Annotated in this window: 31 protein-coding genes; 19 read left to right on the top strand and 12 right to left on the bottom strand. The window is 56.0% G+C overall.

Going from position 1 to position 26,332, the window contains the following annotated elements:
- Positions 1-115 precede the first annotated feature (115 nt).
- Positions 116-469, top strand: a complete 354-nt coding sequence (locus A936_RS01135; RefSeq protein ID WP_008453768.1) for a DUF4156 domain-containing protein — start codon at positions 116-118, stop codon at positions 467-469.
- 206 nt (positions 470-675) lie between these two features.
- Here A936_RS01135 and epmB read toward each other — a convergent pair whose 3' ends face one another.
- Positions 676-1,704, bottom strand: coding sequence for an EF-P beta-lysylation protein EpmB (gene epmB, locus A936_RS01130; RefSeq protein WP_008453766.1), 1,029 nt, complete (start codon positions 1,702-1,704; stop codon positions 676-678).
- A gap of 41 nt (positions 1,705-1,745) precedes the next feature.
- Between epmB and efp the strand changes: the two genes are divergently transcribed.
- From efp to ecnB, 3 genes are all read left to right on the top strand, one after another.
- Positions 1,746-2,312, top strand: a complete 567-nt coding sequence (gene efp, locus A936_RS01125; RefSeq protein ID WP_008453764.1) for an elongation factor P — start codon at positions 1,746-1,748, stop codon at positions 2,310-2,312.
- 64 nt (positions 2,313-2,376) lie between these two features.
- On the top strand, positions 2,377-2,511 hold the full coding sequence (locus A936_RS01120; RefSeq protein ID WP_008453762.1) for an entericidin A/B family lipoprotein: 135 nt from the start codon (positions 2,377-2,379) through the stop codon (positions 2,509-2,511).
- A 104-nt stretch (positions 2,512-2,615) separates the two neighbouring features.
- Positions 2,616-2,762, top strand: a complete 147-nt coding sequence (gene ecnB / locus A936_RS01115; protein ID WP_008453759.1) for a lipoprotein toxin entericidin B — start codon at positions 2,616-2,618, stop codon at positions 2,760-2,762.
- A gap of 31 nt (positions 2,763-2,793) precedes the next feature.
- Here the strand turns inward: ecnB and A936_RS01110 are convergent, their stop codons facing one another.
- Complete coding sequence (locus A936_RS01110; RefSeq protein ID WP_008453758.1) at positions 2,794-3,402, bottom strand: LuxR C-terminal-related transcriptional regulator; 609 nt, start codon at positions 3,400-3,402, stop codon at positions 2,794-2,796.
- Positions 3,403-3,690: 288 nt separating this feature from the next.
- On the opposite strand from A936_RS01110, the gene sugE reads away from it, so the two are divergent.
- Positions 3,691-4,008, top strand: a complete 318-nt coding sequence (gene sugE / locus A936_RS01105; protein ID WP_008453755.1) for a quaternary ammonium compound efflux SMR transporter SugE — start codon at positions 3,691-3,693, stop codon at positions 4,006-4,008.
- On the opposite strand, the gene blc is transcribed toward sugE, so the two are convergent.
- Both blc and ampC read right to left on the bottom strand, forming a co-directional pair.
- Entirely contained in the window at positions 4,005-4,538 is a 534-nt protein-coding gene (gene blc, locus A936_RS01100; RefSeq protein ID WP_008453753.1) for an outer membrane lipoprotein Blc, read from the bottom strand. The genes sugE and blc overlap by 4 nt on opposite strands.
- Before the next feature lie 108 nt (positions 4,539-4,646).
- The gene (ampC, locus tag A936_RS01095) at positions 4,647-5,798 is read right to left on the bottom strand and encodes a CMY2/MIR/ACT/EC family class C beta-lactamase (protein WP_083845834.1); all 1,152 of its coding nucleotides are present in this window, start codon (positions 5,796-5,798) and stop codon (positions 4,647-4,649) included.
- Between the two features lie 128 nt (positions 5,799-5,926).
- Between ampC and ampR the strand changes: the two genes are divergently transcribed.
- Entirely contained in the window at positions 5,927-6,805 is an 879-nt protein-coding gene (gene ampR, locus A936_RS01090) for a LysR family transcriptional regulator AmpR (protein WP_008453749.1), read from the top strand.
- Positions 6,806-6,831: 26 nt separating this feature from the next.
- Here the strand turns inward: ampR and rclA are convergent, their stop codons facing one another.
- Complete coding sequence (gene rclA, locus A936_RS01085) at positions 6,832-8,157, bottom strand: reactive chlorine resistance oxidoreductase RclA (protein ID WP_008453747.1); 1,326 nt, start codon at positions 8,155-8,157, stop codon at positions 6,832-6,834.
- A gap of 125 nt (positions 8,158-8,282) precedes the next feature.
- Here rclA and rclR point away from each other — a divergent pair, with 125 nt between their 5' ends.
- Positions 8,283-9,140: a reactive chlorine-specific transcriptional regulator RclR gene (rclR, locus tag A936_RS01080; RefSeq protein WP_008453745.1), complete on the top strand. Its 858-nt coding sequence runs from the start codon at positions 8,283-8,285 to the stop codon at positions 9,138-9,140.
- Positions 9,141-9,182: 42 nt separating this feature from the next.
- On the opposite strand, the gene frdD is transcribed toward rclR, so the two are convergent.
- From frdD to frdA, 4 genes are read right to left on the bottom strand one after another with little or no spacing between them, the layout of a single operon-like run.
- Positions 9,183-9,542, bottom strand: coding sequence for a fumarate reductase subunit FrdD (gene frdD, locus A936_RS01075; RefSeq protein ID WP_008453743.1), 360 nt, complete (start codon positions 9,540-9,542; stop codon positions 9,183-9,185).
- Positions 9,543-9,552: 10 nt separating this feature from the next.
- Entirely contained in the window at positions 9,553-9,948 is a 396-nt protein-coding gene (gene frdC / locus A936_RS01070) for a fumarate reductase subunit FrdC (protein WP_008453742.1), read from the bottom strand.
- 10 nt (positions 9,949-9,958) lie between these two features.
- Complete coding sequence (locus A936_RS01065; protein ID WP_008453741.1) at positions 9,959-10,693, bottom strand: succinate dehydrogenase/fumarate reductase iron-sulfur subunit; 735 nt, start codon at positions 10,691-10,693, stop codon at positions 9,959-9,961.
- On the bottom strand, positions 10,686-12,479 hold the full coding sequence (gene frdA, locus A936_RS01060; protein WP_008453739.1) for a fumarate reductase (quinol) flavoprotein subunit: 1,794 nt from the start codon (positions 12,477-12,479) through the stop codon (positions 10,686-10,688). The genes A936_RS01065 and frdA overlap by 8 nt, the downstream gene beginning before the upstream one ends.
- Before the next feature lie 332 nt (positions 12,480-12,811).
- On the opposite strand from frdA, the gene A936_RS01055 reads away from it, so the two are divergent.
- From A936_RS01055 to epmA, 3 genes are all read left to right on the top strand, one after another.
- Complete coding sequence (locus tag A936_RS01055) at positions 12,812-13,585, top strand: isocitrate lyase/PEP mutase family protein (protein WP_008453737.1); 774 nt, start codon at positions 12,812-12,814, stop codon at positions 13,583-13,585.
- Positions 13,572-14,618, top strand: a complete 1,047-nt coding sequence (locus A936_RS01050; protein WP_008453734.1) for a bifunctional transcriptional activator/DNA repair enzyme AdaA — start codon at positions 13,572-13,574, stop codon at positions 14,616-14,618. Before A936_RS01055 ends, A936_RS01050 begins: the two co-directional genes overlap by 14 nt.
- Positions 14,619-14,722: 104 nt before the next feature.
- A complete protein-coding gene (epmA, locus tag A936_RS01045; RefSeq protein ID WP_008453732.1) occupies positions 14,723-15,700 on the top strand; it encodes an elongation factor P--(R)-beta-lysine ligase in 978 nt (325 codons plus the stop codon).
- 57 nt (positions 15,701-15,757) lie between these two features.
- Here the strand turns inward: epmA and A936_RS01040 are convergent, their stop codons facing one another.
- Entirely contained in the window at positions 15,758-16,786 is a 1,029-nt protein-coding gene (locus tag A936_RS01040; protein WP_008453731.1) for a threonine aldolase family protein, read from the bottom strand.
- Positions 16,787-16,979: 193 nt separating this feature from the next.
- On the opposite strand from A936_RS01040, the gene A936_RS01035 reads away from it, so the two are divergent.
- Entirely contained in the window at positions 16,980-17,510 is a 531-nt protein-coding gene (locus tag A936_RS01035; RefSeq protein WP_008453728.1) for a GNAT family N-acetyltransferase, read from the top strand.
- A gap of 73 nt (positions 17,511-17,583) precedes the next feature.
- Positions 17,584-18,213, top strand: a complete 630-nt coding sequence (locus A936_RS01030; RefSeq protein ID WP_008453726.1) for a LysE family translocator — start codon at positions 17,584-17,586, stop codon at positions 18,211-18,213.
- A 57-nt stretch (positions 18,214-18,270) separates the two neighbouring features.
- Here A936_RS01030 and yjgA read toward each other — a convergent pair whose 3' ends face one another.
- Positions 18,271-18,825, bottom strand: a complete 555-nt coding sequence (gene yjgA, locus A936_RS01025; protein ID WP_008453724.1) for a ribosome biogenesis factor YjgA — start codon at positions 18,823-18,825, stop codon at positions 18,271-18,273.
- Positions 18,826-18,924: 99 nt separating this feature from the next.
- Here yjgA and pmbA point away from each other — a divergent pair, with 99 nt between their 5' ends.
- The gene (gene pmbA, locus A936_RS01020; protein ID WP_034807432.1) at positions 18,925-20,277 is read left to right on the top strand and encodes a metalloprotease PmbA; all 1,353 of its coding nucleotides are present in this window, start codon (positions 18,925-18,927) and stop codon (positions 20,275-20,277) included.
- 58 nt (positions 20,278-20,335) lie between these two features.
- The gene (gene cybC / locus A936_RS01015; RefSeq protein ID WP_008453720.1) at positions 20,336-20,722 is read left to right on the top strand and encodes a cytochrome b562; all 387 of its coding nucleotides are present in this window, start codon (positions 20,336-20,338) and stop codon (positions 20,720-20,722) included.
- A gap of 37 nt (positions 20,723-20,759) precedes the next feature.
- Here cybC and A936_RS01010 read toward each other — a convergent pair whose 3' ends face one another.
- On the bottom strand, positions 20,760-21,392 hold the full coding sequence (locus tag A936_RS01010; RefSeq protein WP_008453718.1) for a CatB-related O-acetyltransferase: 633 nt from the start codon (positions 21,390-21,392) through the stop codon (positions 20,760-20,762).
- Positions 21,393-21,777: 385 nt separating this feature from the next.
- On the opposite strand from A936_RS01010, the gene mdcA reads away from it, so the two are divergent.
- Genes mdcA through mdcE form a run of 5 tightly spaced genes read left to right on the top strand, consistent with a single transcriptional unit; the run spans position 21,778 to position 26,235 of the window.
- Complete coding sequence (gene mdcA / locus A936_RS01005; RefSeq protein ID WP_008453717.1) at positions 21,778-23,433, top strand: malonate decarboxylase subunit alpha; 1,656 nt, start codon at positions 21,778-21,780, stop codon at positions 23,431-23,433.
- Positions 23,433-24,302, top strand: a complete 870-nt coding sequence (locus tag A936_RS01000; RefSeq protein ID WP_008453715.1) for a triphosphoribosyl-dephospho-CoA synthase — start codon at positions 23,433-23,435, stop codon at positions 24,300-24,302. The genes mdcA and A936_RS01000 overlap by 1 nt, the downstream gene beginning before the upstream one ends.
- Positions 24,303-24,312: 10 nt before the next feature.
- Positions 24,313-24,612 (top strand): malonate decarboxylase acyl carrier protein, encoded by a 300-nt coding sequence (gene mdcC / locus A936_RS00995; RefSeq protein ID WP_008453713.1) that lies wholly within the window; start codon positions 24,313-24,315, stop codon positions 24,610-24,612.
- Positions 24,605-25,435 carry a biotin-independent malonate decarboxylase subunit beta gene (locus A936_RS00990; RefSeq protein ID WP_008453711.1) on the top strand — a complete coding sequence of 277 codons (831 nt, stop codon included), beginning with the start codon at positions 24,605-24,607 and terminating at the stop codon, positions 25,433-25,435. The genes mdcC and A936_RS00990 overlap by 8 nt, the downstream gene beginning before the upstream one ends.
- Positions 25,435-26,235: a biotin-independent malonate decarboxylase subunit gamma gene (gene mdcE, locus A936_RS00985; RefSeq protein ID WP_008453709.1), complete on the top strand. Its 801-nt coding sequence runs from the start codon at positions 25,435-25,437 to the stop codon at positions 26,233-26,235. The genes A936_RS00990 and mdcE overlap by 1 nt, the downstream gene beginning before the upstream one ends.
- Positions 26,236-26,332: the final 97 nt, after the last annotated feature.

The following is a 26,332-nucleotide window of genomic DNA, read 5'->3' as shown; positions in this document are numbered from 1 at the left end:
TTGTGTTAAAGAAACCCTCAGTCAGAAATGTCTGGGGGTTTTTTCTTTTGTTCACACTCTGGTATAAGTGCTTACCGGGCAATAACGGCTCAATACCTTGATTACGGGGAATAACATGCGCATGAAAGTCTCATCAGGAGTGGTTCTGGCAGCGCTGCTGCTGGCAGGATGTAGCACGGGCAATCAGCTTAGCTCCAGCGGCCAGAGCGTTCGTTTTGTTGAAGACAAACCAGGAAGCGAATGCCGTCTATTAGGCACCGCGACCGGGGAACAGAGCAACTGGCTGTCTGGCCAGCACGGCGATGAAGGCGGGTCTATGCGCGGCGCGGCAAACGCACTGCGTAACAATGCGGCCGAAATGGGCGGCAACGTGCTGTACGGCGTGAGCAGCCCAACCCAGACGCTGCTCTCGAGCTTTGCGCCAACGGCCAGCCAAATGACGGGTCAGGTTTATAAGTGCCCGAACTGATTCGGTAAGTATTACCCTCACCCCGGCCCTCTCCTTCAGGGAGAGGGAGAAAAACGGACGTGCTTTTACTGATAGAGATCGAGGAAGGACTTGCGGTTCCCTGTCACTGGTAAGGGATAAAGTCGTGGGGCTTTTTCTACAGTCGAAGGCGGCACTAAGCGGTTCCCTCTCCTGGGGGAGAGGGTTAGGGTGAGGGCGTTAAGCTCTCACTTTTGTCGTAGCTGCAAATCCAGCGGCGTCTTACTTGGCTCTCCGCCTATTTCTCTCGCCAGCTTCGGCACCATATAGCCAGAAACCAGCGTCAGCAGCTCACGCATAATCGCCCGGGCCTCTTCGTCTTCTACCATAAAGTGCGCCGCACCTTGCACTCTGTCGAGCACGTGCAGGTAATACGGCATCACGCCCGCATTAAACAACGCATTACTAAGGTCGGCCAGGGTTTGTGCGTTGTCGTTCACGCCGCGCAGTAACACGCTTTGATTCAGCAGCGTGACGCCCGCCAGGCGTAGCTTTGCCATCGCCGAGCGGAAATCGTCGCCAATTTCCTGGGCGTGGTTAATATGATTAACCAGCAGCACCTGAAGCGATGAGCGGGCGATTCTTGCGGCCAGCCCATCGGTAATACGCGCCGGGATGACAATCGGCAGGCGGCTGTGAATACGCAGGCGTTTGATATGAGGAATGGCCTCCAGCGCGCTCATCAGCCAGTCCAGTTCATGATCTTTGGCCATCAGCGGATCGCCGCCGGAGAAAATAATTTCATCCAGCTCAGGATGTTCGCTGATATACGCCAGCGCCGTTTGCCAGTTGCGTTTGTTGCCCTGGTTGTCGGCATACGGGAAGTGGCGGCGGAAACAGTAGCGGCAGTTTACGGCGCAGCCACCTTTCACCAGCAGCAAGGCGCGGTTGCGGTACTTATGCAGCAGCCCTGGGACAACGCTGTGTTGCTCTTCCAGCGGATCGGTGGTGAAACCGGGCGCGGCAACGAACTCCTGTTTTGCCGTCAAAACCTGACGCAGTAACGGGTCGTTGGGGTTACCTTTTTCCATGCGCGCGACGAAAGCGCGAGGGACGCGCAGGGCAAAAAGACGCCTTGCTTCACGCCCGGCAAGCAGTTCTTCATCGTCAGCTACATTTAAAATGTGCAGCAGTTCATCAGGATCGGTTATAACATCGGCAAGTTGCGTTAACCAATCTTCTCTGTGAGGGGGATTTAGGGTTACAATGTGTGCCATTTTTTTGGCTAAGCTACCAGTTAACAAATTCAGAGGGCCTTATGGCGACTTATTCTAGCAACGATTTCCGTGCCGGTCTTAAAATCATGATGGATGGCGAACCGTACGCGGTTGAAGCCAGCGAATTCGTAAAACCGGGCAAGGGCCAGGCATTCGCGCGCGTTAAGCTGCGTCGTCTGCTGACCGGTACCCGCGTTGAGAAAACCTTCAAGTCTACTGACTCTGCAGAAGGCGCTGACGTTGTCGATATGAACCTGACTTACCTGTACAACGACGGTGAGTTCTATCACTTCATGAACAACCAAACCTTCGAGCAGCTGGCTGCAGACGAAAAAGCCGTTGGCGAAAACGCTAAATGGCTGCTGGACCAGGCTGAGTGCATCGTGACCCTGTGGAATGGTCAGCCAATCTCCGTTACCCCACCGAACTTTGTTGAGCTGGAAATCGTTGAAACCGATCCAGGTCTGAAAGGTGACACTGCAGGGACCGGCGGCAAGCCAGCAACCCTGAGCACCGGCGCTGTGGTTAAAGTTCCGCTGTTCGTCCAGATCGGCGAAGTCATCAAAGTTGACACCCGTTCTGGTGAATACGTTTCTCGCGTGAAGTAATTCTCGTGAAGGTTCGCGGCGCGGTGCCTGAGGCTCGCGCCGCCGCTTTGTCAGGGCAGGGAAGATGAAACGTTTGTTGAAACAGATTCTTTTTATCTCGCTGCTGGCCGCTGCGCTGTCGGGTTGTAATACCACGCGTGGGTTTGGCGAAGACTTGCAACATCTCGGCGGCGCCATTGAGCGCGTAGCCAATAAATAGTCCCTGCCAGTTATCCGAAATCGCCTCGCTTTTCCTTCGTTGTTCATTTTTTTAGCTATGCTTAACAAGCTATACACAAACAACATAGTTATAAGGAAAAGCTCATGATTAAGAAAACCATTGCTGCGTTTTTCTCTCTCGTCGTTCTTTCATCCTTGTTGACCGCCTGTAACACCACCCGCGGCGTGGGCGAGGATATACAAAGCGGCGGTAAGGCTATTTCTGGTGCGGCAACAAAAGCGCAGGAATAATACTGTTCGGTACGGTGCTAGTGCCGTACCGTTATTCTAAAACAGCCTCCGGAATATTTAAAAAAAGCGATAATCTATTGTCGGCTCCCAGCTTTAATCGAATGTTTCGCTTATAGGTGTAAACCGTTTTTACGCTTATTTCCATCACTCTGGCAATATATTCGTTATTCGCCTCTTCCTTCCAGAGTTTTAATATTCTCTCTTCGCGTAAGGTCAGTAATGGCGTAATATGTCGTTTCACTTCACGGAATGGCGGGCGGGTCGCAATAGTCTGCTGAATCAATGCCGTTAATGCCGACAATGATACTGACTTATCCCAAATATCGTTAGTGCCTTGCGCCGCGCAGTACTCAGCAATGGTGGGGTGTTGCCCGCTTTGCAGCAGCAGCAGGCGCGTCGTATCGCCACAGGCAGAATAAATAGTCGAAAGCTGTTGGATATTATGCAATGCGGTTGAGAAACTGTTGAAGTCGGCGATCACCATATTCGGCTGCCATTTTATAATTTTTTCCCGGGCGAGAAGTAAACTGTCTGTCTCTGAAATACTCACTGCCGTAGCCAGATTATTTTTCTGATTGAGCAAGTGCGTCAGTCCCTGACGGCTGAAGTAACACCTATCAACCAATAATATTTTATACATTTTCACGCTTCACGTTAATCATTACTGCGGCGTTTGCAGGCTGGCAAACCACGTTTTATCATATGAATAAATTTGCCAAAATGAATCACGGAAATACGCGCGAATTCGCTGTCAATTCCAGGCTTAGCAAGGCCCGGCGAGTGAAACGATTATTTCATTGCGTAGCATTTGGATACGGATTTTCAGGCAGCCGTTTGGGTGCTAAAATCAGCTTCTCACCTAAGCCTTACGGGACGACCCGCAAGCGCATCTCACACCGGGGACGGCCCCATTTCTACTGGAGCTGTTATGGCCTGGATCGTACTGTTAATTGCCGGATTACTGGAAGTTGTTTGGGCGGTAGGACTGAAATATACCCACGGCTTTAGCCGCCTGTGGCCTAGCGTTATCACCATCGTCGCGATGGTTGTCAGCATGGCTTTGCTCGCCTGGGCGATGAAAACCCTGCCCACCGGCACGGCCTACGCGGTGTGGACCGGGATCGGTGCCGTCGGCGCGGCGATTACCGGCATTCTGCTGCTGGGAGAGTCGGCTAACCCGATGCGTCTGGCTAGCCTGGCTCTGATTGTGGTCGGGATCATTGGCTTGAAACTTTCCACGCATTAACTGCCTGGTTGTTTCACCCAAATCAATTTATCCACCGCAAAGCCCTGGCGAGCGGCGATAGCCAATAGCTGTTGCTTGAGATCGTGGCTGATGGTTGGTGTGCGGGACAGGATCCACAGATAGCTGAGGTCCGGCCCGCATACCAGCGCATGGCGATAGTCTTTATCCAGCGCAATCACGTTATAGCCGCCGTAAAACGGGCCAAAAAAGGAGACTTTCAGCGCAGCGACGCTCGGGTCTCCGGTGAAATAAGCCTTCCCTTCTGCCTGCTGCCACATCTGCCTGTCCGGGTTGAATCCCCGGTTTATCACGCGCAGGCCGCCGTCATCCATAAAACTGTAGGTGGCCGTGACCTGATTCAGGCCGCTTTCAAAGCTGTGGTCCATTCGCGCAATTTCATACCAGGTGCCGATAAAGCGTTTTGCCTCGAAGTTTTGCACGACCGTGACGCTGGGGGGAGGAGTTGGTGAGCTACAGGAGACAACGAATAATGCGACCGCAAGCGCGGTGACAGCGGGCCAAATGCGCATAGCAGATTCCTTCCGAGGTTTTTTAGCTAAGTGTAGATGGCGACAGGAAATAAAGTGTGAGCGAAGCCGGAAATAATACGGCCTGTGTTCAACAGGCCGTGGTCATTTTTATTGCAGTGCTTCAAGAATGGCGTAAGCGGCTTTTACTCGCTCGGTGTTCGGGTAGCTTTTGTTGGCCAGCATCACGATACCCAGCTGTTTTTCTGGGATAAAGGCCACGTAGCTGCCAAAGCCGCCTGTCGACCCGGTTTTATGTACCCATGAGGCTTTCACCGCAGGTGCTGGAGGCTCAATCAGCGTTGCCGGGTGCGGCGCAAGGGCGATCTTGTTGTCACTGCCATCAATAATCGTTTTCCCCTTCACCGGCCAGTTCAGCATTTCCCAGCCAAGCCCCTGATACATGCTACCCACGCGCCAGTAACGTGACTGCGCGAGCTGGATACCCTGAGCTAACGTTTTGTCTCCCAGACGATCGGGGGCCATATTCGCCTGCACCCAATGGGCCATATCTTCGATGCTGGATTTCACGCCGTAGGCTTCTGCATCCAGCATGCCCGGCGAGACGCGCACGGCTTTGCCGTCCCGGTAGCCCCAGGCGTAGTGGCTGTCTTCCGTCGCCGGCACGTTAATCCAGGTGTGTTGAAGATTCAGTGGCTCAAAGACGCGTTTTAACATCGCCTGTTCAAAGCTCATGCCTGACGGTTTCACCATCAAGGCTCCGAATAGTCCAATACTTGCGTTGGCGTAGAGGCGCTGTGTGCCAGGTGCCCACTTCGGCTGCCAGTTCTGGTAAAACTTCAGCAGGGCATCGCTGTTGGTTACCTCGTCCGGCACCTGCAGCGGCAGGCCACCGGCGGTATAGGTGGCAAGCTGCAGCAGGGTGATCCCTTTCCACTGCTTGCCGTTCAGCTCAGGCCAGTATTTCTGCGCCGGGTCGCTAAGGCTAACTTCGCCGCGCGCCAAAGCATCACCGCCCAGTACGCCGGTAAAGGTTTTACTGACCGAGCCCAGTTCAAACAACGTTTGTTGCGTTACCGGCACGTTGCGCTGCACATCGGCTTTTCCCCAGGTGAAATACAGCGGGTAGCCTTTGTAGATAACGGCCACCGCCATGCCGGGGATCGCCTGCTCTTTCATTAGCGGGGCAACGGTGCGGTTCACCAGCTTTTCAATCTGCGGTGCAGTCAGTTCTTTTTGTGCAGCAAAGCTGGAGCATGAGGCGGCAAGCAGCAGCGTCAGGCAAAGGGTTTTTTTCATGATGGATAACCTTCCTTAGAGAGATGATAGCAGTCCGGGCCCGTCAGACGAGGCAAGTTTGTTGGATTTGACACCCGATGACAAACGATTAAATTTGGCATTAGGCTTAAGATTTTCTAACAGGTAATGTCATGACCCGCAGCTATATCCCGCTAAACTCTCTGCGCGCTTTTGAAGCCGCAGCCAGGCATCTTAGCTTTACCCATGCTGCCATCGAGCTGAATATCACTCATTCTGCCATCAGCCAGCAGGTGAAAGCCCTGGAAGAACATCTGCGTTGCCAGCTGTTTGTGCGCGTTTCTCGTGGGTTGATGTTGACCACGGAAGGTGAAAACCTGTTACCTGTGCTAAACGATTCCTTTGACCGCATTGCCGGGGTACTGGATCGGTTTTCGGGCGCGCAAGCGAGAGAAAAACTTAAGCTAGGTGTGGTGGGCACTTTTGCAACAGGCTTTCTGCTGCCGCGCCTTGAGGCGTTTCGGCGTCGCTATCCGCATATCGATCTTCAGCTTTCGACGCACAACAACCGGGTGGATCCGGCGGCGGAGGGGTTGGACTATACGGTGCGATTTGGTAGCGGAGCCTGGCACGGAACAGACGCGATTTATCTGTGTGATGCCCCGCTGTCACCGCTTTGTTCTCCTGCGCTGGCTTCTGAACTCCAGCGCCCGCAGGACGTGCTGAATCATACGCTCCTGCGTTCCTACCGGCGTGACGAATGGGCGGCATGGCTGCAGGAGGCGGGCGAGGCGCCACCGTCGCCAACGCATCTGGTGATGGTTTTTGATTCTTCGGTAACTATGCTTGAAGCCGCACAGGCTGGCGCGGGTGTTGCCCTTGCCCCGGTGAATATGTTTACCCACTTGCTGAACAGCGAGCGGATTGTTCGCCCGTTTGAGGCTGAAATCAGTCTCGGCAGTTACTGGCTGACAAAGCTCCAGTCCAGGGCGGAAACGCCCGCCATGCGAGACTTCTCCGGCTGGTTAGCCGGAGAGTGTGAGAAAGCGTAGGGCCTGATTGCCAGAACCAGGGCGGGTTATTTTACCAGCCCAAACAGGTCATTAAGCGCTTCGCTCATGGTAGGGTGCGTGAAAATTTGGTCGCGCAGCGTGGTGTAGGGCAGCCCGGCATCCATGACGGTTTTAATCAGGTTAATGATCTCATGGGAGTCAGGGCAGAGCAGCGATGCGCCGAGGATCTCCTGCGTTGAGGTATCCACGATAGCTTTGAGCAAGCCGCGAGTGTCGCCCATGACTCTGGCCCTTGGAATTGCCGCCACGGGAAGCGTAACGATCTGAATGGGTTTACCGCTGGCCTGGGCCTGTTCTTCAGTCATGCCAATGCGAGACAGCGGAGGGGTCATAAACACGGAATAAGGCACATTTTTTCTGTCCCCGGTATGGCGTTTACCTTCGCCCAACAGGCTGTCACGCACGATACGGAAGTCATCGAGCGAGATATAGGTAAACTGTAGCCCGCCGGTTACATCCCCCATTGCCCAGATGTTGTCTGCAGAGGTACGCAGGTATTTATTCACCACGATGGCCCCACGAGCATCGACATCAATCCCGGCATTTTTCAGGTTCAGGGTATCCGTAGCGGGTTTTCGCCCTGAGGCAACAAGCAGCGCGTCAACCGTGTAGACACTATCGTTCGTCTGCAAATGCACCCTGTTGTCATGGGATTCAACGTGCTGAACTTTAGCGTTTAGGATCAGCTCCACGCCTTGCTGCTGAAGTATGTTGGCGACCGCTGCGGCTACGTCACGGTCCTCACGCGGCAAAAAATCTTCGGCGGCTTCGAAAATGGTGACCTTGCTGCCGAAACCGACAAACATTGAGGCAAACTCAACCCCGATGTAGCCGCCGCCCAAAATACCGAGGTGCGTTGGGAGCGTGGTCAGATTAAGCAGCCCGGTGCTGTCATATACCCCAGGCGTAGCCGTCAGCCCGTCAATCGGCGGCAGAACGGACTGCGCACCGGTGTTGATAAAGATTTTCTCCCCCTGCAGTTCAATAGTTTCACCGTTCTGCATCACGCGAACAGTATGCCGGTCGATAAACTCTGCGTGGCCGTTGATAACGTCCACATTATTCAGGTCGGCCAGCAAGTGGTAATTCTTGTCCCGCAGGAAACTGACAATTGAAGACTTACGTGCGATGGCTGTCGTAAAGTCCTGATGCTGTTCTGCATCGTGGACCAGCGCTTTGGTGGGAATGCAGCCAATGTTAATGCAGGTACCGCCGTACATTTCGGCGGATTGCTCGATAATGGCGACTTTCCAGTTTTGTTTTGCCAGGGTTGCCGCCAGGGTTTTACCTGCTTTACCAAAACCAATAATGATTGCCTGATAGGTCTGCATGGAGGTTCTCCGTCAGTGAGCCAGCCGTTAAGTTAATGGCAATCATTGTGTATGCATGGCGTCAATGTGATTTCTTCAGGTATCTTTAAATCCTGTCTTATCGTCTGATTTTTTTGGAGTGAGCGATGGATCCCCTCAGCCAGTTGATGGCGTTCAGCGCCCCGCAGGGTTCGATTGATAAAAATTGCCTGCTCAGCTCGGGCTGGAGCCTGCCCCATGCGGCGGGATCGCTGGCGACCATTCGCTGGCACACCGTTACGCAAGGTGCCGCATGGCTGGAGCTGCCTGCCGGCGAAAAGCTGACGCTACTGCCTGGGCAGGTGGTTGTGCTGACGCAAAACTCTGCGCACCGACTGCGGCAGAAGGGGCAGGAAGAGACCTGGATCGTTTGTGGGAGCCTGCATTTATCTTCGGCTTCCCGTCATTTTTTGACGGCGCTGCCGGAGGCCCTGCTGATGGCGCCCGAACAAGACAGCCCCGAACATACATGGCTGCTGGCGGCCGTTGCGCTGCTGCAACAGGAAGCGGAAGTGCCACAGCCTGGTATGGCGGCGGTATGTAGCCAGCAATGTGCCACGATGATTGCCCTGGGCTTGCGGCAGTGGCTACGGGTGAATATTCAGGATAAAAGTCAGTTGAACCTGCTGCTGCATCCGCGACTGGGTGTGGCAATCCAAAGCATGCTGAATGCACCGCATACGCCGTGGACCGTCGCCTCGCTGGCTGAACAAGTGCATATGTCTCGCGCCAGTTTTGCGTTGCTGTTCCGCGAGGTGAGCGGCACCACCCCGCTGGCAGTGCTGACCCGAATCAGGCTGCAAATTGCCGCACAGCAACTCTCGCGTGAAGCAAGTTCGATTATCACTATCGCTGATGCCGTGGGCTACGCCAGCGAATCGTCATTCCATAAGGCTTTTATGCGGGAGTTTGGCTGTTCGCCTGGGGAATACAGAAAGCGGGTGAAGGCGTTGGCCATGGAATAAAAAAGGCCCGCGCGATGGCGAGCCTTGGTGTGTGCTGAGTACTTAGAGCGTCAGCAGGCCAATAATGGTCACCACCGTCAGAATAGCGGCCAGGCCGTAGAACACCCATTTTCCGGCCGGCACGTGGATCTTCAGGTCATGCATCGCATGGTGGATGCGGTGCAGGCCACACCACAGCGGCAACACAATCATCAGCAGCAGGAACAGGCGGCCAATCCAGCTGTGGGCGAAGGCATAAACGCGGTCAAAGCTCAGCGCATCGCCGGGGAACAGGCCGAGCGGCAGCATAATACCAACCAGCAGCACGATAACCGGCGCGAAAATCGCCCCCCACATGCCACCTGCGCCAAACAGGCCCCAGAATACCGGCTCGTCGGAACGTTTTGGATTTTGGTTAATCACCTCAGCCTCCTTACCAGAACAGTGCTACAAGCAGCACAACGACAGTCACCAGTGCAGTGACAACCCACAATCCCTTGATGACCGGCTCCGGCCCCATTTTCTCGCCCTTAACGATGACGTTAGCGGCCTTTGGCGCCAGCTCAAACCAGGTTTTGGTGTGCAGCACGGCGGCGGCAAGCGTAATGAGATTGAGGATGACAACCACCGGGTTTTGCAGGAAACCGACAAAGCCCGCCCAGCCTTCTACGCCGTGTTTCAGCGAGAAAAGACCATAAATCAGCACGATGCTGAACCAGACTGTCGGAACCGAGGTGCCTTCACGCAGCATATAAAAACGGTAGAAGCCCAGCTGCCGCCACCAGGTTGGCGCCATGGGACGGACATAAGGCTTACGTTTCGTGGTCATGGTGCACTCCTTAGCGTGGTTTCAGGGTGGCAATCAAAAAGTCTTTCGAACTTTCGACTTTGCCCTGCTGGATGGCCGCGGCCGGATCGACGTGTTTTGGACAAACTTCGGAGCAGTAGCCAACAAAGGTGCAGCTCCACACGCCGTTTTGCCCGTTGAGCTGCGGCATACGCTGTTTCTTGCCGTGGTCACGGCTGTCCAGGTTGTAACGATGGGCGAGGGTAATCGCCGCCGGGCCGATAAACTCAGGGTTCAGGCCAAACTGCGGGCAGGCGGCATAGCACAGCCCACAGTTGATGCAGCCGGAGAACTGATGGTATTTCGCCATCTGCGCGGGCGTCTGCGTGTTTGGCCCCTGATCCGGCGTGCGCGGGTTGCCGATGATATAAGGCTTAATCGACTCCAGGCTTTCGATAAAGTGGGTCATGTCGACCACCAAATCGCGCTCAATCGGGAAGTTTGCCAGCGCTTCGACCTTGATGCCGTTGGTGTATTCGCGCAGGAACGTTTTACAGGCCAGCTTCGGCACTTTGTTGACCATCATGCCGCAGGAGCCACAAATCGCCATGCGGCATGACCAGCGGTAGCTGAGGTCCGGTGCGAGGTTATCTTTGATATAACCCAGCCCGTCCAGCAGCGAGGTTTGCTCGTCAAACGGCACCTCGTAGATTGCGCTATGCGGCTGGCTGTCCGTTTCCGGGTTGTAGCGCACAATCTCAATCTTCAGGGTTTGCATCTCAGCCATTTGCCTTCTCCTTTTTCTTCTCAGCATCTTCCGCTTCAGCGCCGTATACGCGTTTTGCTGGCGGCAGCGTGGTGATCTTCACATCGCTGTAGTCGAGGCGAGTTGTGCCGTCGGCGTCGCGGAAGGCCAGAGTGTGCTTCAGGAAGTTGACGTCATCGCGTTCGGTGCAGCCTTCATCCAGACGCTGGTGGGCGCCGCGGGATTCTTTACGTGCAAGGGCGGAGTGCGCCATACATTCGGCAACGTTCAGGCCGTGGCCCAGTTCAATGGTGTACAGCAGGTCGGTATTGAAGACGCTGGAGGTATCGGTGATGCGCACGCGCTTGAAGCGCTCCTGCAGCTCTGCCAGCTTGTCGACGGTTTTCTGCATCAATTCCGGGGTACGGTAAATCCCGCAGCCTTCCTCCATAGAAAGCCCCATTTCGTCGCGGATTTTTGACCAGTTTTCGTTGCCTTCCTGGTTGACTAGCTGCTTCAGGCGGCCTTCAACATCGGCGGCCTGGGCGTTCAGCGCGGCATCGTTAGCCGGTTGCGCTTGTGCGGCGCACTCCATTGCCTGCTCGCCCGCCAGGCGGCCAAAGACCACCAGTTCTGCCAGCGAGTTAGAGCCCAGACGGTTGGCTCCGTGCAGGCCAACGGAGGAACATTCGCCCACTGCGAACAGCCCTTTGATGCGGGTTTCGCATTGGGTATCGGTCTCGATGCCGCCCATGGTGTAGTGCGCCGTTGGGCGAACCGGGATCGGCTCTTTGACCGGGTCAACGCCCACGTAGGCTTTGGCCAGTTCGCAGATGAACGGCAGGCGCTCGAGCAGTTTTTTCTCGCCGAGGTGGCGCAGGTCGAGGTACACCACGTCGCCGCGTGGGGTGGAGATCGTGTTGCCTTTGCGCCATTCGTGCCAGAAGGCCTGAGAGACTTTGTCGCGCGGGCCGAGTTCCATGTATTTGTTCTTCGGCTCGCCGAGCGGGGTTTCCGGCCCCATGCCGTAATCCTGCAGGTAGCGATAGCCGTTTTTGTTCACCAGAATGCCGCCTTCACCGCGGCAGCCTTCGGTCATCAGGATGCCGGAACCCGGCAGCCCGGTTGGATGGTATTGCACAAACTCCATGTCGCGCAGCGGCACGCCGTGGCTCAGCGCCATGCCCATGCCGTCCCCGGTGACGATGCCGCCGTTGGTATTGTAGCGATAGACTCGCCCTGCACCGCCGGTGGCCATCACCACCGCATTGGCACGGATCTGCACCAGCTCGCCTTCCATCATATTCATAGCGACGACGCCGCGCGCCTGGCCGTCATCGACCAGAATATCGAGCACGAAATGCTCGTCGAAGCGTTGAATTTGCGGGAACTGAAGGGAGGTCTGGAAGAGTGTGTGGAGCATATGGAAGCCGGTTTTGTCGGCGGCGAACCAGGTCCGTTCGATCTTCATCCCGCCGAAGCGCCTGACGTTGACGCTGCCGTCCGGGCGGCGACTCCACGGGCAGCCCCACTGCTCAAGCTGGGTCATTTCGGTAGGGCAATGGTGAACGAAGTAGTCAACCACATCCTGCTCACACAGCCAGTCGCCTCCGGCAACGGTGTCGTGAAAATGGTAGTCGAAGCTGTCGTGATCCTGCGCGACGGCTGCGGAACCCCCTTCGGCAGCAACCGTGTGGCTGCGCATCGGGTAGACTTTGGAAATCAGAGCGATTTTTGCCTGTGGATTAGCCTGGGCCGCCGCAATGGCTGCTCGTAGGCCTGCTCCGCCGGCGCCTATAATGGCGAGATCGGCTTGAAAGGTTTGCACGACATTCCTCCAGATTTTAGTAATTCGCAAAGCTATACGACCAAAGGGTATTCACTGCCTGAAAGGCGGTGGCTGCGAAAGGTGTATCCCTGCTCCTTTTTAGGTAGGGAAAGTATAACCGGAGGGATTTTAGGGAAATTTGATTTGTTCGATTTTTTTGCTGTTCTACAGGGCGATTAATTACCGCTCTTAATGAATTGCGTCACAAAAATGAATGTTTAAATGGTGTAATGCGAACAAAAAGCGGCGAAAAATAGTCGTCTGTTTTTCGGTTGTTGCCGCCCCGGCTGGAGCTCAGAATCTTTTCCATTCTATAAAAGCAGGGGATAAAAATGAGCTTCAGTCAGATGCATTATCAGAGCACGCCATTGCTGCTGGCTAACGTTTGGGATGTCAGCAGCGCTCAGGCGGCACAGGACGCGGGTTATCAGGCGCTGGGCACCTCAAGCGCGGCAATCGCCGATATGTTGGGCTACAAGGATGGCGAAGCGCTGCCATTTTCTGTACTTCTTGCCCTGGTGGCCCGCATACGTGAGCGCGTCAGCTTGCCGCTTTCCGTCGATATGGAAGCCGGATATGGGGCAGACACCGAAACGGTTGTGAGCCAGGCCATTCAGCTGGCACAGCTGGGCGTTGTCGGCATTAACCTTGAAGACAGCAAAGTTGAACAGGGAACGCGTCGTTTACTGGATGCAACACACTTTGCTGTCCGCCTGAGCGCGATCAAAGCAGGGCTGGATGCCGCGAAAACGCCGCTCTTTATCAATGCCAGAACCGATGGCTTCTTGCTTGGTGAATTAGATGCGCTGAATCAAACGATCGCCCGCGGCAGGCTATATCAACAGGCGGGGGCTGACGGCTTCTTTGTGCCCTGCGTGACCTCACCTGAAGATATTCAGGCGATTGCCGGCGCAGTTGATCTGCCGCTGAATGTGATGTGCATGCCGGGTCTGCCCGATTTTGATCAACTGGCGGCGCTGGGGGTGAAACGTATTTCAATGGGGAATTTCGTGCACGCCGCGCTGAACCGTAAGTTACAGCATCTGTTGTTTAGCCTCCGCCAGCAGGGCGCATTTGACGAGATCTTTGCCGATGAAAATCCTTGATATCGAGCAGTGCAATACCTGGTACGAGGCGCTGGTGGCGCGCTCTTCCGAGCATGTCGGCGTTTTTTTCGTGGGCGTGAAAACCACCGGCGTGTTCTGCATTTCCAACTGCCGCGCCCGTAAGCCTAAGCGGGGTAACGTTGAGTTTTATGACGACTTCAAATCCGCGCTTCACGCGGGCTTTCGTCCCTGTAAGATCTGCCGCCCCACTGAAAATGCCTTCTCTGCGCCGCCCATAGTCGAGCAGGCCATTGCCCTTTTCAGGGCGAGCAGTGAGAACCGGGTCAGCGATGGTGAGCTGCGTGAGCAAAACATCAGCCCTGAACGTCTCCGGCGCTGGTTTGTGCAACACCACGGGATGACTTTTCAGGCCTGGCAGAGAATGCTGCGTGTGAATGTGGCGTTGCAGGAGCTCAGGCGTGGGAAAAGTGCGACGGATGCGGCGTTTAGCAGCGGCTACGACTCGCTGAGTGGGTTTGGCTATACCTGCAAAAAGCTCACTGGCGATGCCCCCAGTCGGGCGGCAGATATCATCGTCATTCACCGTTTTACCACGCCCATCGGGCCGATGTTTGTGTGCGCCACCGAGATGGGCGTCTGCCTGCTGGAATTTGTTGACCGACGCGCGCTGGAGCGGGAATTTGACGATCTGCAGTCGCGGCTCAATGCCCGTATCATCGCCGGGGAAAATGATCATACGCGGCAGGCGGAAAAAGAGATCGGGGAATACTTTGCTGGAAAAAGGCAGCAGTTCACCCTTGCACTGCAGACGCCGGGCAGCGCGTTTCAGCAAAAAGTCTGGCAGCAGCTTGGGACCGTGCCTTATGGCGAAACGTCCCACTATCAGGCGCTGGCGATAAAAATGGAGAATCCAGACGCCGTGCGTGCGGTGGCCGGAGCCAACGGCGCGAACCGGGTTGCCATCGTCATTCCGTGCCACAGAATCATCGGTAAAAACGGGACTATGACGGGATACGGTGGCGGCATTGCACGAAAAAAATGGCTGCTTGAGCACGAGAAAAAGTTTGCGTAACGCGGGCCATAAAACGCTCAGAACAAAATTCTCTGCACAAAATTTGTCTCCTTTCTGTGATGCGGGTAGACTTCTCGGCCTTGCATAAATACGGAGACTTTCTCATGAGCGAAACGGCCACCTGGCAGCCGAGCGCATCCATCCCCAATTTGTTAAAACGCGCCGCCATTATGGCGGAGATTCGGCGCTTCTTCGCCGACCGAGGCGTTCTGGAGGTGGAAACACCCTGCATGAGCCAGGCGACGGTAACCGATATTCATCTGGTGCCGTTTGAAACCCGTTTCGTCGGCCCAGGTCACTCTCAGGGCATGAATTTGTACCTGATGACCAGCCCGGAATACCACATGAAACGCCTGCTGGCGGCGGGCTGTGGCCCGGTGTTCCAGCTGTGTCGCAGTTTCCGTAATGAAGAGATGGGGCGCCACCACAACCCGGAATTCACCATGCTGGAGTGGTATCGCCCGCATTACGACATGTACCGCCTGATGAATGAGGTGGACGATCTCCTGCAGCAGGTGCTGGAATGCGGCGCCGCAGAAAGTTTGTCTTACCAGCAGGCCTTCCAGCGCCATCTGGATATCGACCCACTGTCTGCAGACAAAGCGCAGCTGCGTGAAGCGGCGGCGAAGCTCGACCTGAGCAACATTGCCGACAAAGAAGAAGACCGGGACACGCTGTTGCAGCTGTTGTTCGCGATGGGCGTCGAGCCACAGATTGGTAAAGACAAGCCGACCTTCGTGTATCACTTCCCGGCAAGCCAGGCCTCTCTGGCGCAGATCAGCACCGAAGATCACCGCGTGGCGGAGCGCTTTGAGGTTTACTTCAAAGGTATCGAGCTGGCGAATGGCTTCCATGAGCTGACAGATGCCCGCGAACAGCAGCAGCGTTTCGAGCAGGATAACCGCAAACGCGCGGCGCTTGGCCTGCCGCAGCAGCCGGTGGACATGAACCTGCTGGCGGCGCTGGAAGCGGGCATGCCGGACAGCTCCGGCGTAGCGCTGGGCGTTGACCGCCTGATTATGCTGGCGCTGGGGGCGGAAAGCCTTGCCGATGTCTTAGCCTTTACGGTGGACCGCGCTTAACGCCCGAAGAAAACTGGCCCCTATGCGGGGCCATTTTTTTTATCTGCTGGCGAACGGTTAGCGGCTCGCTTTAGCCATCAGTTGGTGGAACAAGTTTAAAACGGTCTCGTTGCCTATCGGCAGCATGTTGTCGCCTACATACCATTCCGTTTTACACCAGCCCGGTACTTCGGCCTCTTCCAGCGCATTGAACAGCCAGTATCCCTCCTGCCTGGCTATTTCATCCCTGGCGCTGAGTAATGTTTCTTTATCCGCATCGAAATAAACATGCAGCATGTTGACCTGAGGTCTGCGGGGCAGGATACGAATGCCCGGCACGGCCTCCAGGCTGGCGGCGAGACTGAGGGTGCGCTGATAGCAGCTCTCAAGGATGGTCAGCCGTTTTTCTAAGCGCATTGCCGTGGAAACCACCGCGGGACTTTGCGTCACCACGTTACCGCCTAATCGTCTGAGCCAGACGCGAGCCTGGCGGATAAAGTCTTCATCGCCAGCGAGTAACGAACCTGAAATACCCCCGAGGCCCTTGTAGACGGAAACATAGACTGAAGAAAAACCCTCAGCAATTTCAGCCCAGGTGCGCTGGTAATACGCCCGGCTCTCCCAGAGGCGAGCCCCGTCCATATGCAGCGGCGTGCCAGCTTCTGCGGCTGCGGCTTTCAGGGCTTCCAGCTCGTCCCACTCCGGGAGTTGTCCGCCAATCTCACGCGCGGGAAGTTCAACCACAAGGCAGCTTAAAGGCTCCGCTATGGCGGTAAAATCACTGGCAAGGATAGGCCGTAGTTTATGACCTACGACGACGCCATGCATCTTCACCAGGGCCTGAAAAGTTTGCTGCTCATGAATCAGCAGGTGCGATGTCGCGTGCGCGCCAAAGCGAGGCAGGCGGTTACGTTCGCTCCAGATAATGACCGCTATCAGCTGCGCCATCACTCCGGTAGGAATAAATATTGCCGCTGGTTTACCCAGTAGCTGAGCGATTTTGGTCTCAAAACCCGCGATAAAATCCCCAACGCCGTAGCTGTCATGGGCGAATTCATTTTCCCTGGCCCAGTCGGCCATCTCCCGGAATTGCTCCGCAGGTGTCATTTCTTTAAATCCTCTCAGCTCGGTTTTACAGGCAAGCTTAAGAGCGCGTCGTTGGGCATCGATATCTGGCATCAAAGCAGAGAACCTCTATCTGGACGGATTAAGTCAAAGGGGAACGTAGGGCATTAGCGCAATGTGAATAAGCTACCCGAAATGGCGATCGTAAAGTGTATACATTTGGTAAACTGCGCTCATGCTAACGATAAAACGAATTACCGACCGCAGCTCCCCGTATTTTGAATGCGTGGACGAGCTGTATGAAAGCGCCTTTCCGCGCCATGAGAAACGCCAGCCCGCCGCAAAAATTAGCGCGCTTTCTCACCCGAATTACAGCCTGCAGGCCTGGTTCGACGGCGAGCAGTTTGTCGGCATGATCGGCGCGTGGGATTTTGGCGATTATGCCTATATTGAGCACCTCGCCGTGAACGGCCAGCTGCGTGCGCAGGGCTACGGCAAGCGAATGCTGAGCCAGTTTTTGCGGCTTTACCCGCAAACTATCCTCGAAATCGATCCGCTCACCACTGAGATCGCTCATAAGCGGCTGCGTTTTTACCAAAGCCTAGGCTTCTGCGAAAACGACTATGTGCATCACCATCCGACTTACCATGCGGATATCCACGATCATCAGCTGATTGTGCTGAGTTATCCGCAGCCCATCGGTGACGCTCAGTATGGCCGCTTTTTTGACGATCTCTGCCACATCGTGATGGAACGCCCGCTTTAATCTAAACGTTTTTAAAGTACCCGGCAGGCAGTCGCCGCCGGGCGCTAATCTATTTTTTACCAGGACTTAATAGATGGATATCACCACGCTGTTTCTTTACGTCATCGCCGTTAGCGCGGTTATGGTGACGCCAGGCCCGTCGATGCTTTTAGCGCTCAATAACGGAGCCACCTACGGAATGCGCATTGCGGGCTACGGCTTCCTCGGTGCGGTGCTGGCGGACCTGCTGCTGATTGGCGCGGTGGGCTGCGGCCTGGGCGCGTTGTTGCAGGCTTCTGAACAGCTGTTTGCAGTGGTGAAATGGGGCGGCGCGCTTTACCTGGTCTATCTGGCTTACGTGCTGTGGCGCGCACCTGCTAAGGCGCTAAGCGTGAGCGCTTCGGCGGCAGTGGCCACGGGCAAAACGGCGTTTCTGCGATCGCTGATGGTCGGCTTATCCAACCCCAAAGGGCTGCTGTTCTTCTCGGCATTTTTACCGCAGTTCATCCGCCCGCAGGAGCCGGTGGCGATGCAGTACATGATTCTGGCGCTGGTCAGCGCGATTATTGACTGCATCATGATGACGATTTACGCCTGGGGTGGCCGCCACGCGATGCGTAAATTCTCCGCCAACGTGATGCGCTGGGTGAACCGCAGCTGTGCGGGTATGCTCGCCGTGCTGGCGGTGGGCGTGGCGCTGTATCGACGCAGTAATTTGACCTGAGAAAGGTCAGAGGAAATTGAGCGCTGGCCGGGGGGAAAACAGGCCAGCGCTAACGTCTTAGCTTTCCTGCTCTTCGGCGAGTTCGCGAAGGTAAGAGAAGATCTGACGGTAGGACTTAGGCGGCTTATTGGCCGCTTTTTCTTTTTGCGCGTTACGGATCAACACGCGCAGCTGCTGGCGGTCCGCCTGCGGATAAAGTCTCAGGACTTCGCTCATCGCGTCATCGCCTTCTTCAACCAGGCGGTCGCGCAGGGCTTCCAGCTTGTGGAACAGCGAAACCTGCTGGTTGTGGCGGTTCTTCAGCTTGTCGAGCGCCTGACGGATTGGATCCATGTCGCGGGAACGCATCATCTTGCCGATCAGCTGCACCTGGCGGCGGCGGCCTTCTTTCTTGATGCGCTGCGCCAGCTCAATGGCGGCACGTAAATCATCGTCGAGCGGGATTTTTTCCAGGGCATTTTTGCCCAGTTCCATCAGCTCAACGCCCAGGCGTTTTAGCTCTTCGGCGTCGCGCTTAATCTCACTTTTACTGACCCAGATAATTTCATCATCTTCGTCTTCATTTTCATCATCGGGCACGTCGTCGAGCCAGTCTTCGGGCTGCTTGGTCATATTAGGCTCCTTAAAAAGTTGACGCGGATATTACCAGCAATGGGCCTGCACTGCGAAATTGTTCTGATCCTGTTAGACTTGAACGACTCACCTTACATTATGGCAGTAGCGATGAAAGTAAACACGCAAGTAGCACAACAACGTCAGGTTCTGGAGCAGGCGGTTTCACAGGCGCTGGAGCTGGCAAAGGGCAAGTCAGACGGCGCGGAAGTGGCGGTCAGTAAAACCACCGGTATCAGCGTCAGCACCCGCTACGGTGAGGTGGAGAACGTCGAATTCAACAGCGATGGTGCGTTGGGCATCACCGTTTATCACCAAAACCGCAAAGGCAGCGCTTCGTCCACGGATCTGAGCCCGGACGCCATTGCCCGTACCGTACAGGCCGCGCTGGACATCGCTCGCTATACCTCGCCGGACCCTTATGCTGGCGTGGCGGATAAAGAATTGCTGGCCTTTGATGCCCCCGATCTGGATCTCTTCCACCCAACGGAAATTGACCCGGAGCGCGCCATTGAACTTGCCGCGCGAGCGGAAAACGCGTCCCTGAACGTGGACAAACGTATTACCAATACCGAAGGCGGCAGCTTTAACAGCCATTACGGCATCAAAGTTTTCGGCAACAGCCACGGTATGCTGCAGAGCTACTGCTCCACCCGCCATTCTCTTTCGAGCTGCGTCATTGCCGAAGAAAACGGTGATATGGAGCGGGATTATGCATACACCATCGGTCGCGCGATGGAAGACCTGAAATCACCTGAATGGGTCGGGGCCGACTGCGCGCGCCGCACGCTGTCTCGCCTGTCTCCGCGTAAACTGTCCACCATGAAAGCCCCGGTGATTTTCGCTAATGAAGTGGCGACCGGGCTGTTTGGTCACCTGGTCGGCGCGATTGCGGGCGGTGCGGTGTACCGCAAATCAACTTTCCTGCTGGATTCCCTCGGCAAGCAAATTCTGCCGGACTGGCTGACCATTGAAGAACATCCGCACCTGCTTAAAGGCCTGGCTTCCACGCCGTTTGACAGCGAAGGCGTGCGTACCGAACGCCGCGATATCATCAAGGACGGTGTGCTGCAGCAGTGGCTGCTGACCAACTATTCCGCACGTAAGCTGGGGCTGAAAAGCACCGGCCACGCGGGCGGGATCCACAACTGGCGCATTGCTGGCCAGGGCCTGAGCTTTGAGGAAATGCTGAAACAGATGGGCACCGGGCTGGTGGTGACCGAGCTGATGGGGCAGGGCGTGAGCGGCATTACCGGCGACTATTCTCGCGGTGCGGCGGGCTTCTGGGTTGAAAATGGCGAGATCCAGTATCCGGTGAGCGAAATCACCATCGCCGGCAACCTGAAAGACATGTGGCGCGAGATAGTTACTATTGGCAACGATATAGAAACACGTAGCAACATTCAGTGTGGTTCAGTCTTACTTCCGGAGATGAAGATAGCCGGTCAGTAAAGCAATGTGGCGCGTCCTGCCGCGCCCGTTTCTCATATAAAAAAGATAAGGTGAGTAAATGCGTAAGCAACTGATTGCAATGTTAGCCGTATCATCCGTGTTACTGTCCGGCGCTGCGTTTGCCAAAGATGTCGGTGACGACATGGACATTATCGCGAAAAACTACAAGACCGTGCTGAGCACCAAAGACGCCGCCGAGCTGAAAACTTCACTGGGCAATATGCGTGAAGCGGCTTTGGATGCGCAGAAAGGCACCCCGCCAAAGCTGGAAAATGAAGCGGCCGACAGCGCCAACATGAAAGAGTACCGCCACGGGTTTGATATTCTCGTGGGCCAGATTGACGGTGCCCTGAAGCTGGCCAACGAAGGCAAAGTGACAGAAGCTCAGGCTGCTGCCGCAGACTTCAAAACCACTCGCGATACCTACCACAAGAAGTTTCGCTAAGATTTAACAACGGGCGGGATATTCCCGCCTGCTTTCTTTACCGCAGTGCTCCCACCGCCTGCTCCAGCGCAGCAATATCGTTATTGCTCAACAGGGGCCGAATAGCCTGAAAGTGCTCGTCGCTTAGCTGGTAAATGTGCAGCTTCAGCAGCCGCTCAATCACCTCGGGTTCGAAACGCAGGGCGATTGGTTTGGCCGGGTTACCGCCGACGACGCTGTAAGGCGCGACGTCTTTCGTCACCACGCTGCCAGCGGCAATAATTGCGCCTTCACCGATGGTTACGCCGGGCATGATGATTGCCCTCATGCCTATCCAGCATCCGTCTCCGAGCGTCGTGTCGCCTTTGGCGCGGTAGGCGTCTTTGATGGTTTCGATAAAGGGGTAAAGAGAGAACCAGTCGCCTCTGTGCGTGTGGTTGCCGCCCATCAGGATCACCGCCTCGGCGGCGATACAGACGTAATCCCCTATCCACAGCTGGTCAAGCTCGCCAATGGGCTCCCACTCCCGGCTCACCGCGTCACCCTGCAGGTAGCGCACCACGCTTCGCTCAAAACCGCTATCCCAGCAGTCGCTGTAATAACTGTGCTGGCCTTTAATATGAATATTGGGGTTGGTCACCGTTTCGTGCAGGTGCTCGACCTGAGACCAGTGCTTTTCAGTCTTTGACATGTTTTTTCTCACAACAAAAGTGTGCCCACGGAACAAGGTTCCGTTTCAAATTGCAGACGGGAATGTGTGAGCGCGCTAAGCGATGCGCGGCTGTTTTAGCAGAGGATTGTTGAGTACGGCGACGAGCAGCATGACGTTAAAACCTGTATTTAAGACTCGCCAACCTTAACATCGGGGGCAGCGAAGTACACCTTTTTCCTCCTTCATCCGCGTAGCGCACCCTGGCCATCTTCGCCTTCTACGCCGATCACAAAACGATAAATCCATTATTACTCTAAGGCTAATGATTAACGCCTGAGCTTAATTGATAGCCAACCCCGCGTGGCGCACACTTTTAACCAGACTAAAGCCAATCAAAATGATGCGCTGAATCAGGAGGTTAATAATGAGTGCTAGCCAAACGCCTGCCCGCGTCTGGAACACGCGTCGCACCGAGAAGCAGCGACGTATGGCGTCCAGTAACGTACAGGGCAAGGTGATCCCGACCGGGGACCTCGTCGAAGTGATGGAAAAGCTGATTGCACCGGGCGACCGGGTAGTGCTGGAAGGAAATAACCAAAAACAGGCCGATTTTCTCTCCCGCATGCTGGCAGAGGTCAGCCCGCAAAAAGTACACGATCTGCATATGATCATGCCGAGCGTCGGCCGCAGTGAACACCTTGATATTTTTGAAAAAGGTATCGCCCGCAAGCTTGACTTCTCTTTCTCCGGCACCCAAAGCCTGCGTATTTCTCAACTGCTTGAAGACGGGCTGTTAGAAATTGGCTCGATTCACACCTACATCGAGCTTTATGCGCGCTTGTACGTCGATCTTGCGCCTAACGTCGCGCTCATCGCCGGTTATAAAGCCGACCGCAAAGGAAACCTGTACACCGGGCCGAGCACTGAAGATACGCCTGCATTGGTTGAAGCTGCCGCCTTCCATGACGGGATTGTTATCGCCCAGGTTAATGAACTGGTGGACGATGACTGCGATTTGCCGCGCGTGGACATTCCCGGATCCTGGATTGACTACGTGGTGGTTGCCGACAAACCCTTCTTTATCGAACCGCTGTTTACCCGTGACCCGCGCCTGATCAAGCAGGAACACATCCTGATGGCGATGATGGCCATCAAAGGCATTTACGCCGAACACCAGGTTCAGTCGCTGAACCATGGGATCGGCTTTAACACCGCCGCCATTGAGCTGCTGCTGCCGACTTACGGCGAACAGCTTGGTCTGAAAGGTAAAATCTGCAAACACTGGACCCTGAACCCGCACCCGACGCTGATCCCGGCGATTGAAAGCGGCTGGGTCGAGAGCGTGCACTGCTTCGGCGGCGAGCTGGGCATGGAAGAGTACATTCGCGCCCGCCCGGATATCTTCTTTACCGGTGCCGACGGCTCTATGCGCTCCAACCGAGCCATGTGCCAACTGGCCGGGCAATACGCTGTGGATATGTTTATTGGTTCCACCCTGCAGGTTGATGGCCTGGCTAACTCTTCAACCGTGACGCGTGGCCGCTTATCGGGCTTCGGCGGCGCGCCAAATATGGGCCATGATCCGCATGGTCGTCGCCATGCCACACCGGCCTGGCTGAATATGATCACCGAGCCCGATCCGATGCAGCGCGGCAAAAAGCTGGTGGTGCAGATGGTCGAAACCTTCCAGGCGGGCGTGAAGCCGACCTTCGTGGAAACCCTGGACGCCGTTGAAGTGGCTAAAACCTCCGGTATGCCGCTGGCGCCAGTGATGATTTACGGCGACGACGTGACCCACGTGCTGACCGAGGAAGGGATTGCGTATCTCTACCGTGCGGAGAACCTGGAAGAGCGCCGCGCGATGGTAGCGGCGGTTGCCGGTATCACCGACATCGGCCTGGGCGTGGACGCTAAACGTGTCGCCGCACTTCGCCAGAGCGGCAAAGTGGCTTACCCGGAAGATATGGGGATCCGCCGCAGCGAGGCGACCCGTTCTCTCCTGGCGGCAAGCAGCGTGGCCGATCTCGTCGAATGGTCCGGCGGTCTTTACAACCCGCCAGCGAAATTCCGGAGCTGGTAATGAAATTACATCCACAGAAAGGCGTCGAGGCCGAAGCGGGCTGGCTGGCAAGGGCTGCGACCCAAAGCCTGATCGAAGAAGCCCGCCTGAGCCCGAAACCCGGTCTGGTGGACAGCCGGGGGAATGGCGCCCATCACGACCTCAGCCTGGCGCTGATGGAGCGATCGGCCCTCAGCCTGACCCCGACATTCCATGCTCTGGCATTACAAAGCTGGGAACGTCCGGCAGACATCGCGCTGCGCCAGCTGATAGGGCGCCTGGGTCGCGAAGGTGAGCAACAGATGATGGCGGCGACCGGGGGAGTGAATACCCACCGGGGAGCCATCTGGGCGCTCGGCCTGCTGATTTCCGCCGCCGCTATGCACGGTATGAATGGCAGCAGCGTGGAGATCGCCGCTACGGCAGCGCGACTTGCAGCACTTCCTGATGAAGCCGCGCCAAAAAGCTTCAGCAAAGGGTTAAGAGCCACAAGACGCTATCGCGTGCCGGGTGCACGAGAAGAGGCCCAGCAGGGTTTCCCTCACGTGATGCGCCTTGCGCTGCCCCAGCTTCGCCGTAGCCGCCAGTCCGGGGCAACGGAAGGCGAGGCCAGGATTGACGCTTTGATGGCGATTATGACTTCACTTTCAGATACCTGTGTACTTTCTCGTGCCGGTTTACCTGGCCTGGAAACAATGCAGAACGGTGCCCGCAGCGTGCTGATGAACGGGGGGATTTCGCGCAAAGAAGGCCGTGATGCACTGGATTTGCTCGACCGCAATATGCTGGCGCTGAATGCCTCTCCGGGCGGCGCGGCTGATTTGCTCGCCGCCACGTTCCTGCTGGACCGCATCGATAACGATGCCACTCCGCTTCACTCACTTAATTAACGAGGGCGTTATGGAACACATTACGTTGTCATTTCCGGCAACCCGCACGGCCACAGGCAAAGCTCTGGCTGGCGTGGTGGGCTCCGGCGATATGGAAGTCCTGTTTACTGCCGCACAGGGGCAGATTCTGACCATCGACATTACCACCTCCGTCGATAACAGCGAAAAACGCTGGAAAGCGCTTTTCGAGCGCCTGGCCGCGCTGAGTCAACTGCCTGCCGGGCAAATGCACATTCATGATTTTGGCGCGACGCCGGGCGTGGCGCGTATCCGCATTGAACAGGTTTTTGAGGAGGTGGCTCATGCGTGACGACAGCAGTTTTATTGAATTAAGAGCACGCGAGCGTGCCCGTCTGCTGCTTGATGAAGGCAGCTACCGCGAACTGCTCGATCCTTTTGAGGGCATTATTTCGCCATGGCTGGGGCCTCAGGGCATTGTGCCTCAGTCCGACGACGGTATGGTCGTGGCCAAAGGTACGATCAACGGTGGTCCGGCGGTGGTGATTGCCATCGAAGGCGCATTCCAGGGCGGCAGTATGGGTGAAGTCTCCGGGGCGAAAATGGCCGCCGCGTTTGAGCTGGCGGCGGAAGACAACCGCAACGGTATTCCGACACAGGCGGTGCTTTGCCTGGAAACCGGCGGCGTGCGCCTGCAGGAGGCTAACCTCGGCCTGGCGGCGATTGCCGATATTCACGCGGCGATTGTCGATCTGCGTCGCTATACCCCGGTGATTGGCGTTGTCGCTGGAACCGTGGGTTGCTTTGGGGGGATGTCGATTGCCGCTGCACTTTGCAGCTATCTGATTGTAACTCGCGAAGCGCGCCTGGGCCTCAATGGTCCTCAGGTTATCGAGCAAGAAGCGGGCATTGAGGAATACGATTCCCGGGATCGGCCGTTTATCTGGAGCATGACCGGTGGCGAAGTTCGCTACCAGAGCGGGCTGGTGGACGCGCTGGTTGGGGACGGCGTTCACGCAGTCAAGCAGGCGGTCAACAAAGCCATCGCCAAAGGCGTTCCGGCACTGCATCGCACCGATAACTACGCGTGGTATCTGGATCGCCTGACCCATTTCGACACCAGTCAACAGGCTGATGCCGAACAAATCAAACAGCTTTTTGGGGAGAAACGCTAATGAGCCAGAAACTGAATCGTGCCGCTGTTTGGCTGGACACTCTGGTCCCGGATGCACCACGTATGGCGGGACTGTGCGCCTCCGTACAGGTCGCCGACGGTAACGTTGACGGAAAACCTGCACGCTTTATCGCTGTGGTGCCCGATGCCAATAACCATTACCCCCGGGCTGCTGGCGGCGAAGTCGGGCTGTTAGAAGGCTGGACGCTGGCAAAAGTGGTCAGCGAAACCATCGCTGAAGATGCCGACAAGGCTGAAAAGCGAGCCATCATCGCCGTTATTGATGTCCCTAGTCAGGCCTATGGTCGCCGCGAAGAGGCATTCGGTATTCACCAGGCGCTGGCAGGTGCCGCAGGCGCTTACGCCAACGCTCGTCTGGCCGGGCACCCTGTTGTGGGCCTGATTGTCGGCAAGGCGATGTCCGGGGCATTTCTCGCTCACGGCTACCAGGCTAACCGACTGATCGCTTTTAACGACCAGGGCGTAATGATTCACGCGATGGGGAAAGAGTCCGCCGCGCGGATCACCTTACGCACCGTCGAGGCGCTGGAAAAACTGGCCGCGACCATTCCTCCAATGGCCTATGACATCAGCAATTACGAAACCCTGGGTCTGCTCTCGATGCTGCTGGATATCCATAATCCGGATGAGCCGAAGAGTGACGATGTGACAAAAGTACAGGCTGCCCTGAGTACGGCAGTGAAAGAGGCTCGGAGCGATACTTCGCTGAAATGTCGTCTGTTGGCGAAAAATCGCCACAGTTCGGCGCTGGTTCGTGAACGCATGCGCGCCAGCTGGTAAGAAAAAAGACAGACCTGCCGGATGCTATAACCAGACACGGCGCGCCGTGTCTGAATAAAAAGACGTCCGAAAAATAATAAATATCGCGACCGTGCTA

Origin of the sequence: Enterobacter sp. Ag1 (assembly GCA_000277545.1) — a bacterium.
In the GTDB taxonomy this organism is placed as follows: Bacteria; Pseudomonadota; Gammaproteobacteria; order Enterobacterales; family Enterobacteriaceae; genus Cedecea.
The sequence above is the reverse complement of the archived record's forward strand: the minus strand, read 5'-3'. Positions and strand labels throughout refer to the sequence as shown.

What these genes read in the sequence shown, in the direction of transcription:
- epmA (WP_008453732.1), top strand. Translation starts at nt 14,723, where the DNA reads ATGAGCGAAACGGCCACCTGGCAGCCGAGCGCATCCATCCCCAATTTG.
- mdcA (WP_008453717.1), top strand. Translation starts at nt 21,778, where the DNA reads ATGAGTGCTAGCCAAACGCCTGCCCGCGTCTGGAACACGCGTCGCACC.
- efp (WP_008453764.1), top strand. Translation starts at nt 1,746, where the DNA reads ATGGCGACTTATTCTAGCAACGATTTCCGTGCCGGTCTTAAAATCATG.
- A936_RS01120 (WP_008453762.1), top strand. Translation starts at nt 2,377, where the DNA reads ATGAAACGTTTGTTGAAACAGATTCTTTTTATCTCGCTGCTGGCCGCT.
- rclR (WP_008453745.1), top strand. Translation starts at nt 8,283, where the DNA reads ATGGATCCCCTCAGCCAGTTGATGGCGTTCAGCGCCCCGCAGGGTTCG.
- cybC (WP_008453720.1), top strand. Translation starts at nt 20,336, where the DNA reads ATGCGTAAGCAACTGATTGCAATGTTAGCCGTATCATCCGTGTTACTG.
- yjgA (WP_008453724.1), bottom strand. Translation starts at nt 18,825, where the DNA reads ATGACCAAGCAGCCCGAAGACTGGCTCGACGACGTGCCCGATGATGAA.
- sugE (WP_008453755.1), top strand. Translation starts at nt 3,691, where the DNA reads ATGGCCTGGATCGTACTGTTAATTGCCGGATTACTGGAAGTTGTTTGG.
- blc (WP_008453753.1), bottom strand. Translation starts at nt 4,538, where the DNA reads ATGCGCATTTGGCCCGCTGTCACCGCGCTTGCGGTCGCATTATTCGTT.
- pmbA (WP_034807432.1), top strand. Translation starts at nt 18,925, where the DNA reads ATGGCAGTAGCGATGAAAGTAAACACGCAAGTAGCACAACAACGTCAG.
- A936_RS01030 (WP_008453726.1), top strand. Translation starts at nt 17,584, where the DNA reads ATGGATATCACCACGCTGTTTCTTTACGTCATCGCCGTTAGCGCGGTT.
- mdcE (WP_008453709.1), top strand. Translation starts at nt 25,435, where the DNA reads ATGAGCCAGAAACTGAATCGTGCCGCTGTTTGGCTGGACACTCTGGTC.
- frdC (WP_008453742.1), bottom strand. Translation starts at nt 9,948, where the DNA reads ATGACCACGAAACGTAAGCCTTATGTCCGTCCCATGGCGCCAACCTGG.
- ecnB (WP_008453759.1), top strand. Translation starts at nt 2,616, where the DNA reads ATGATTAAGAAAACCATTGCTGCGTTTTTCTCTCTCGTCGTTCTTTCA.
- A936_RS01055 (WP_008453737.1), top strand. Translation starts at nt 12,812, where the DNA reads ATGAGCTTCAGTCAGATGCATTATCAGAGCACGCCATTGCTGCTGGCT.
- A936_RS01010 (WP_008453718.1), bottom strand. Translation starts at nt 21,392, where the DNA reads ATGTCAAAGACTGAAAAGCACTGGTCTCAGGTCGAGCACCTGCACGAA.
- mdcC (WP_008453713.1), top strand. Translation starts at nt 24,313, where the DNA reads ATGGAACACATTACGTTGTCATTTCCGGCAACCCGCACGGCCACAGGC.
- A936_RS01040 (WP_008453731.1), bottom strand. Translation starts at nt 16,786, where the DNA reads ATGACACCTGCGGAGCAATTCCGGGAGATGGCCGACTGGGCCAGGGAA.
- rclA (WP_008453747.1), bottom strand. Translation starts at nt 8,157, where the DNA reads ATGCAGACCTATCAGGCAATCATTATTGGTTTTGGTAAAGCAGGTAAA.
- epmB (WP_008453766.1), bottom strand. Translation starts at nt 1,704, where the DNA reads ATGGCACACATTGTAACCCTAAATCCCCCTCACAGAGAAGATTGGTTA.
- A936_RS01050 (WP_008453734.1), top strand. Translation starts at nt 13,572, where the DNA reads ATGAAAATCCTTGATATCGAGCAGTGCAATACCTGGTACGAGGCGCTG.
- A936_RS01110 (WP_008453758.1), bottom strand. Translation starts at nt 3,402, where the DNA reads ATGTATAAAATATTATTGGTTGATAGGTGTTACTTCAGCCGTCAGGGA.
- A936_RS01135 (WP_008453768.1), top strand. Translation starts at nt 116, where the DNA reads ATGCGCATGAAAGTCTCATCAGGAGTGGTTCTGGCAGCGCTGCTGCTG.
- A936_RS01035 (WP_008453728.1), top strand. Translation starts at nt 16,980, where the DNA reads ATGCTAACGATAAAACGAATTACCGACCGCAGCTCCCCGTATTTTGAA.
- A936_RS01065 (WP_008453741.1), bottom strand. Translation starts at nt 10,693, where the DNA reads ATGGCTGAGATGCAAACCCTGAAGATTGAGATTGTGCGCTACAACCCG.
- A936_RS00990 (WP_008453711.1), top strand. Translation starts at nt 24,605, where the DNA reads ATGCGTGACGACAGCAGTTTTATTGAATTAAGAGCACGCGAGCGTGCC.
- A936_RS01000 (WP_008453715.1), top strand. Translation starts at nt 23,433, where the DNA reads ATGAAATTACATCCACAGAAAGGCGTCGAGGCCGAAGCGGGCTGGCTG.
- ampR (WP_008453749.1), top strand. Translation starts at nt 5,927, where the DNA reads ATGACCCGCAGCTATATCCCGCTAAACTCTCTGCGCGCTTTTGAAGCC.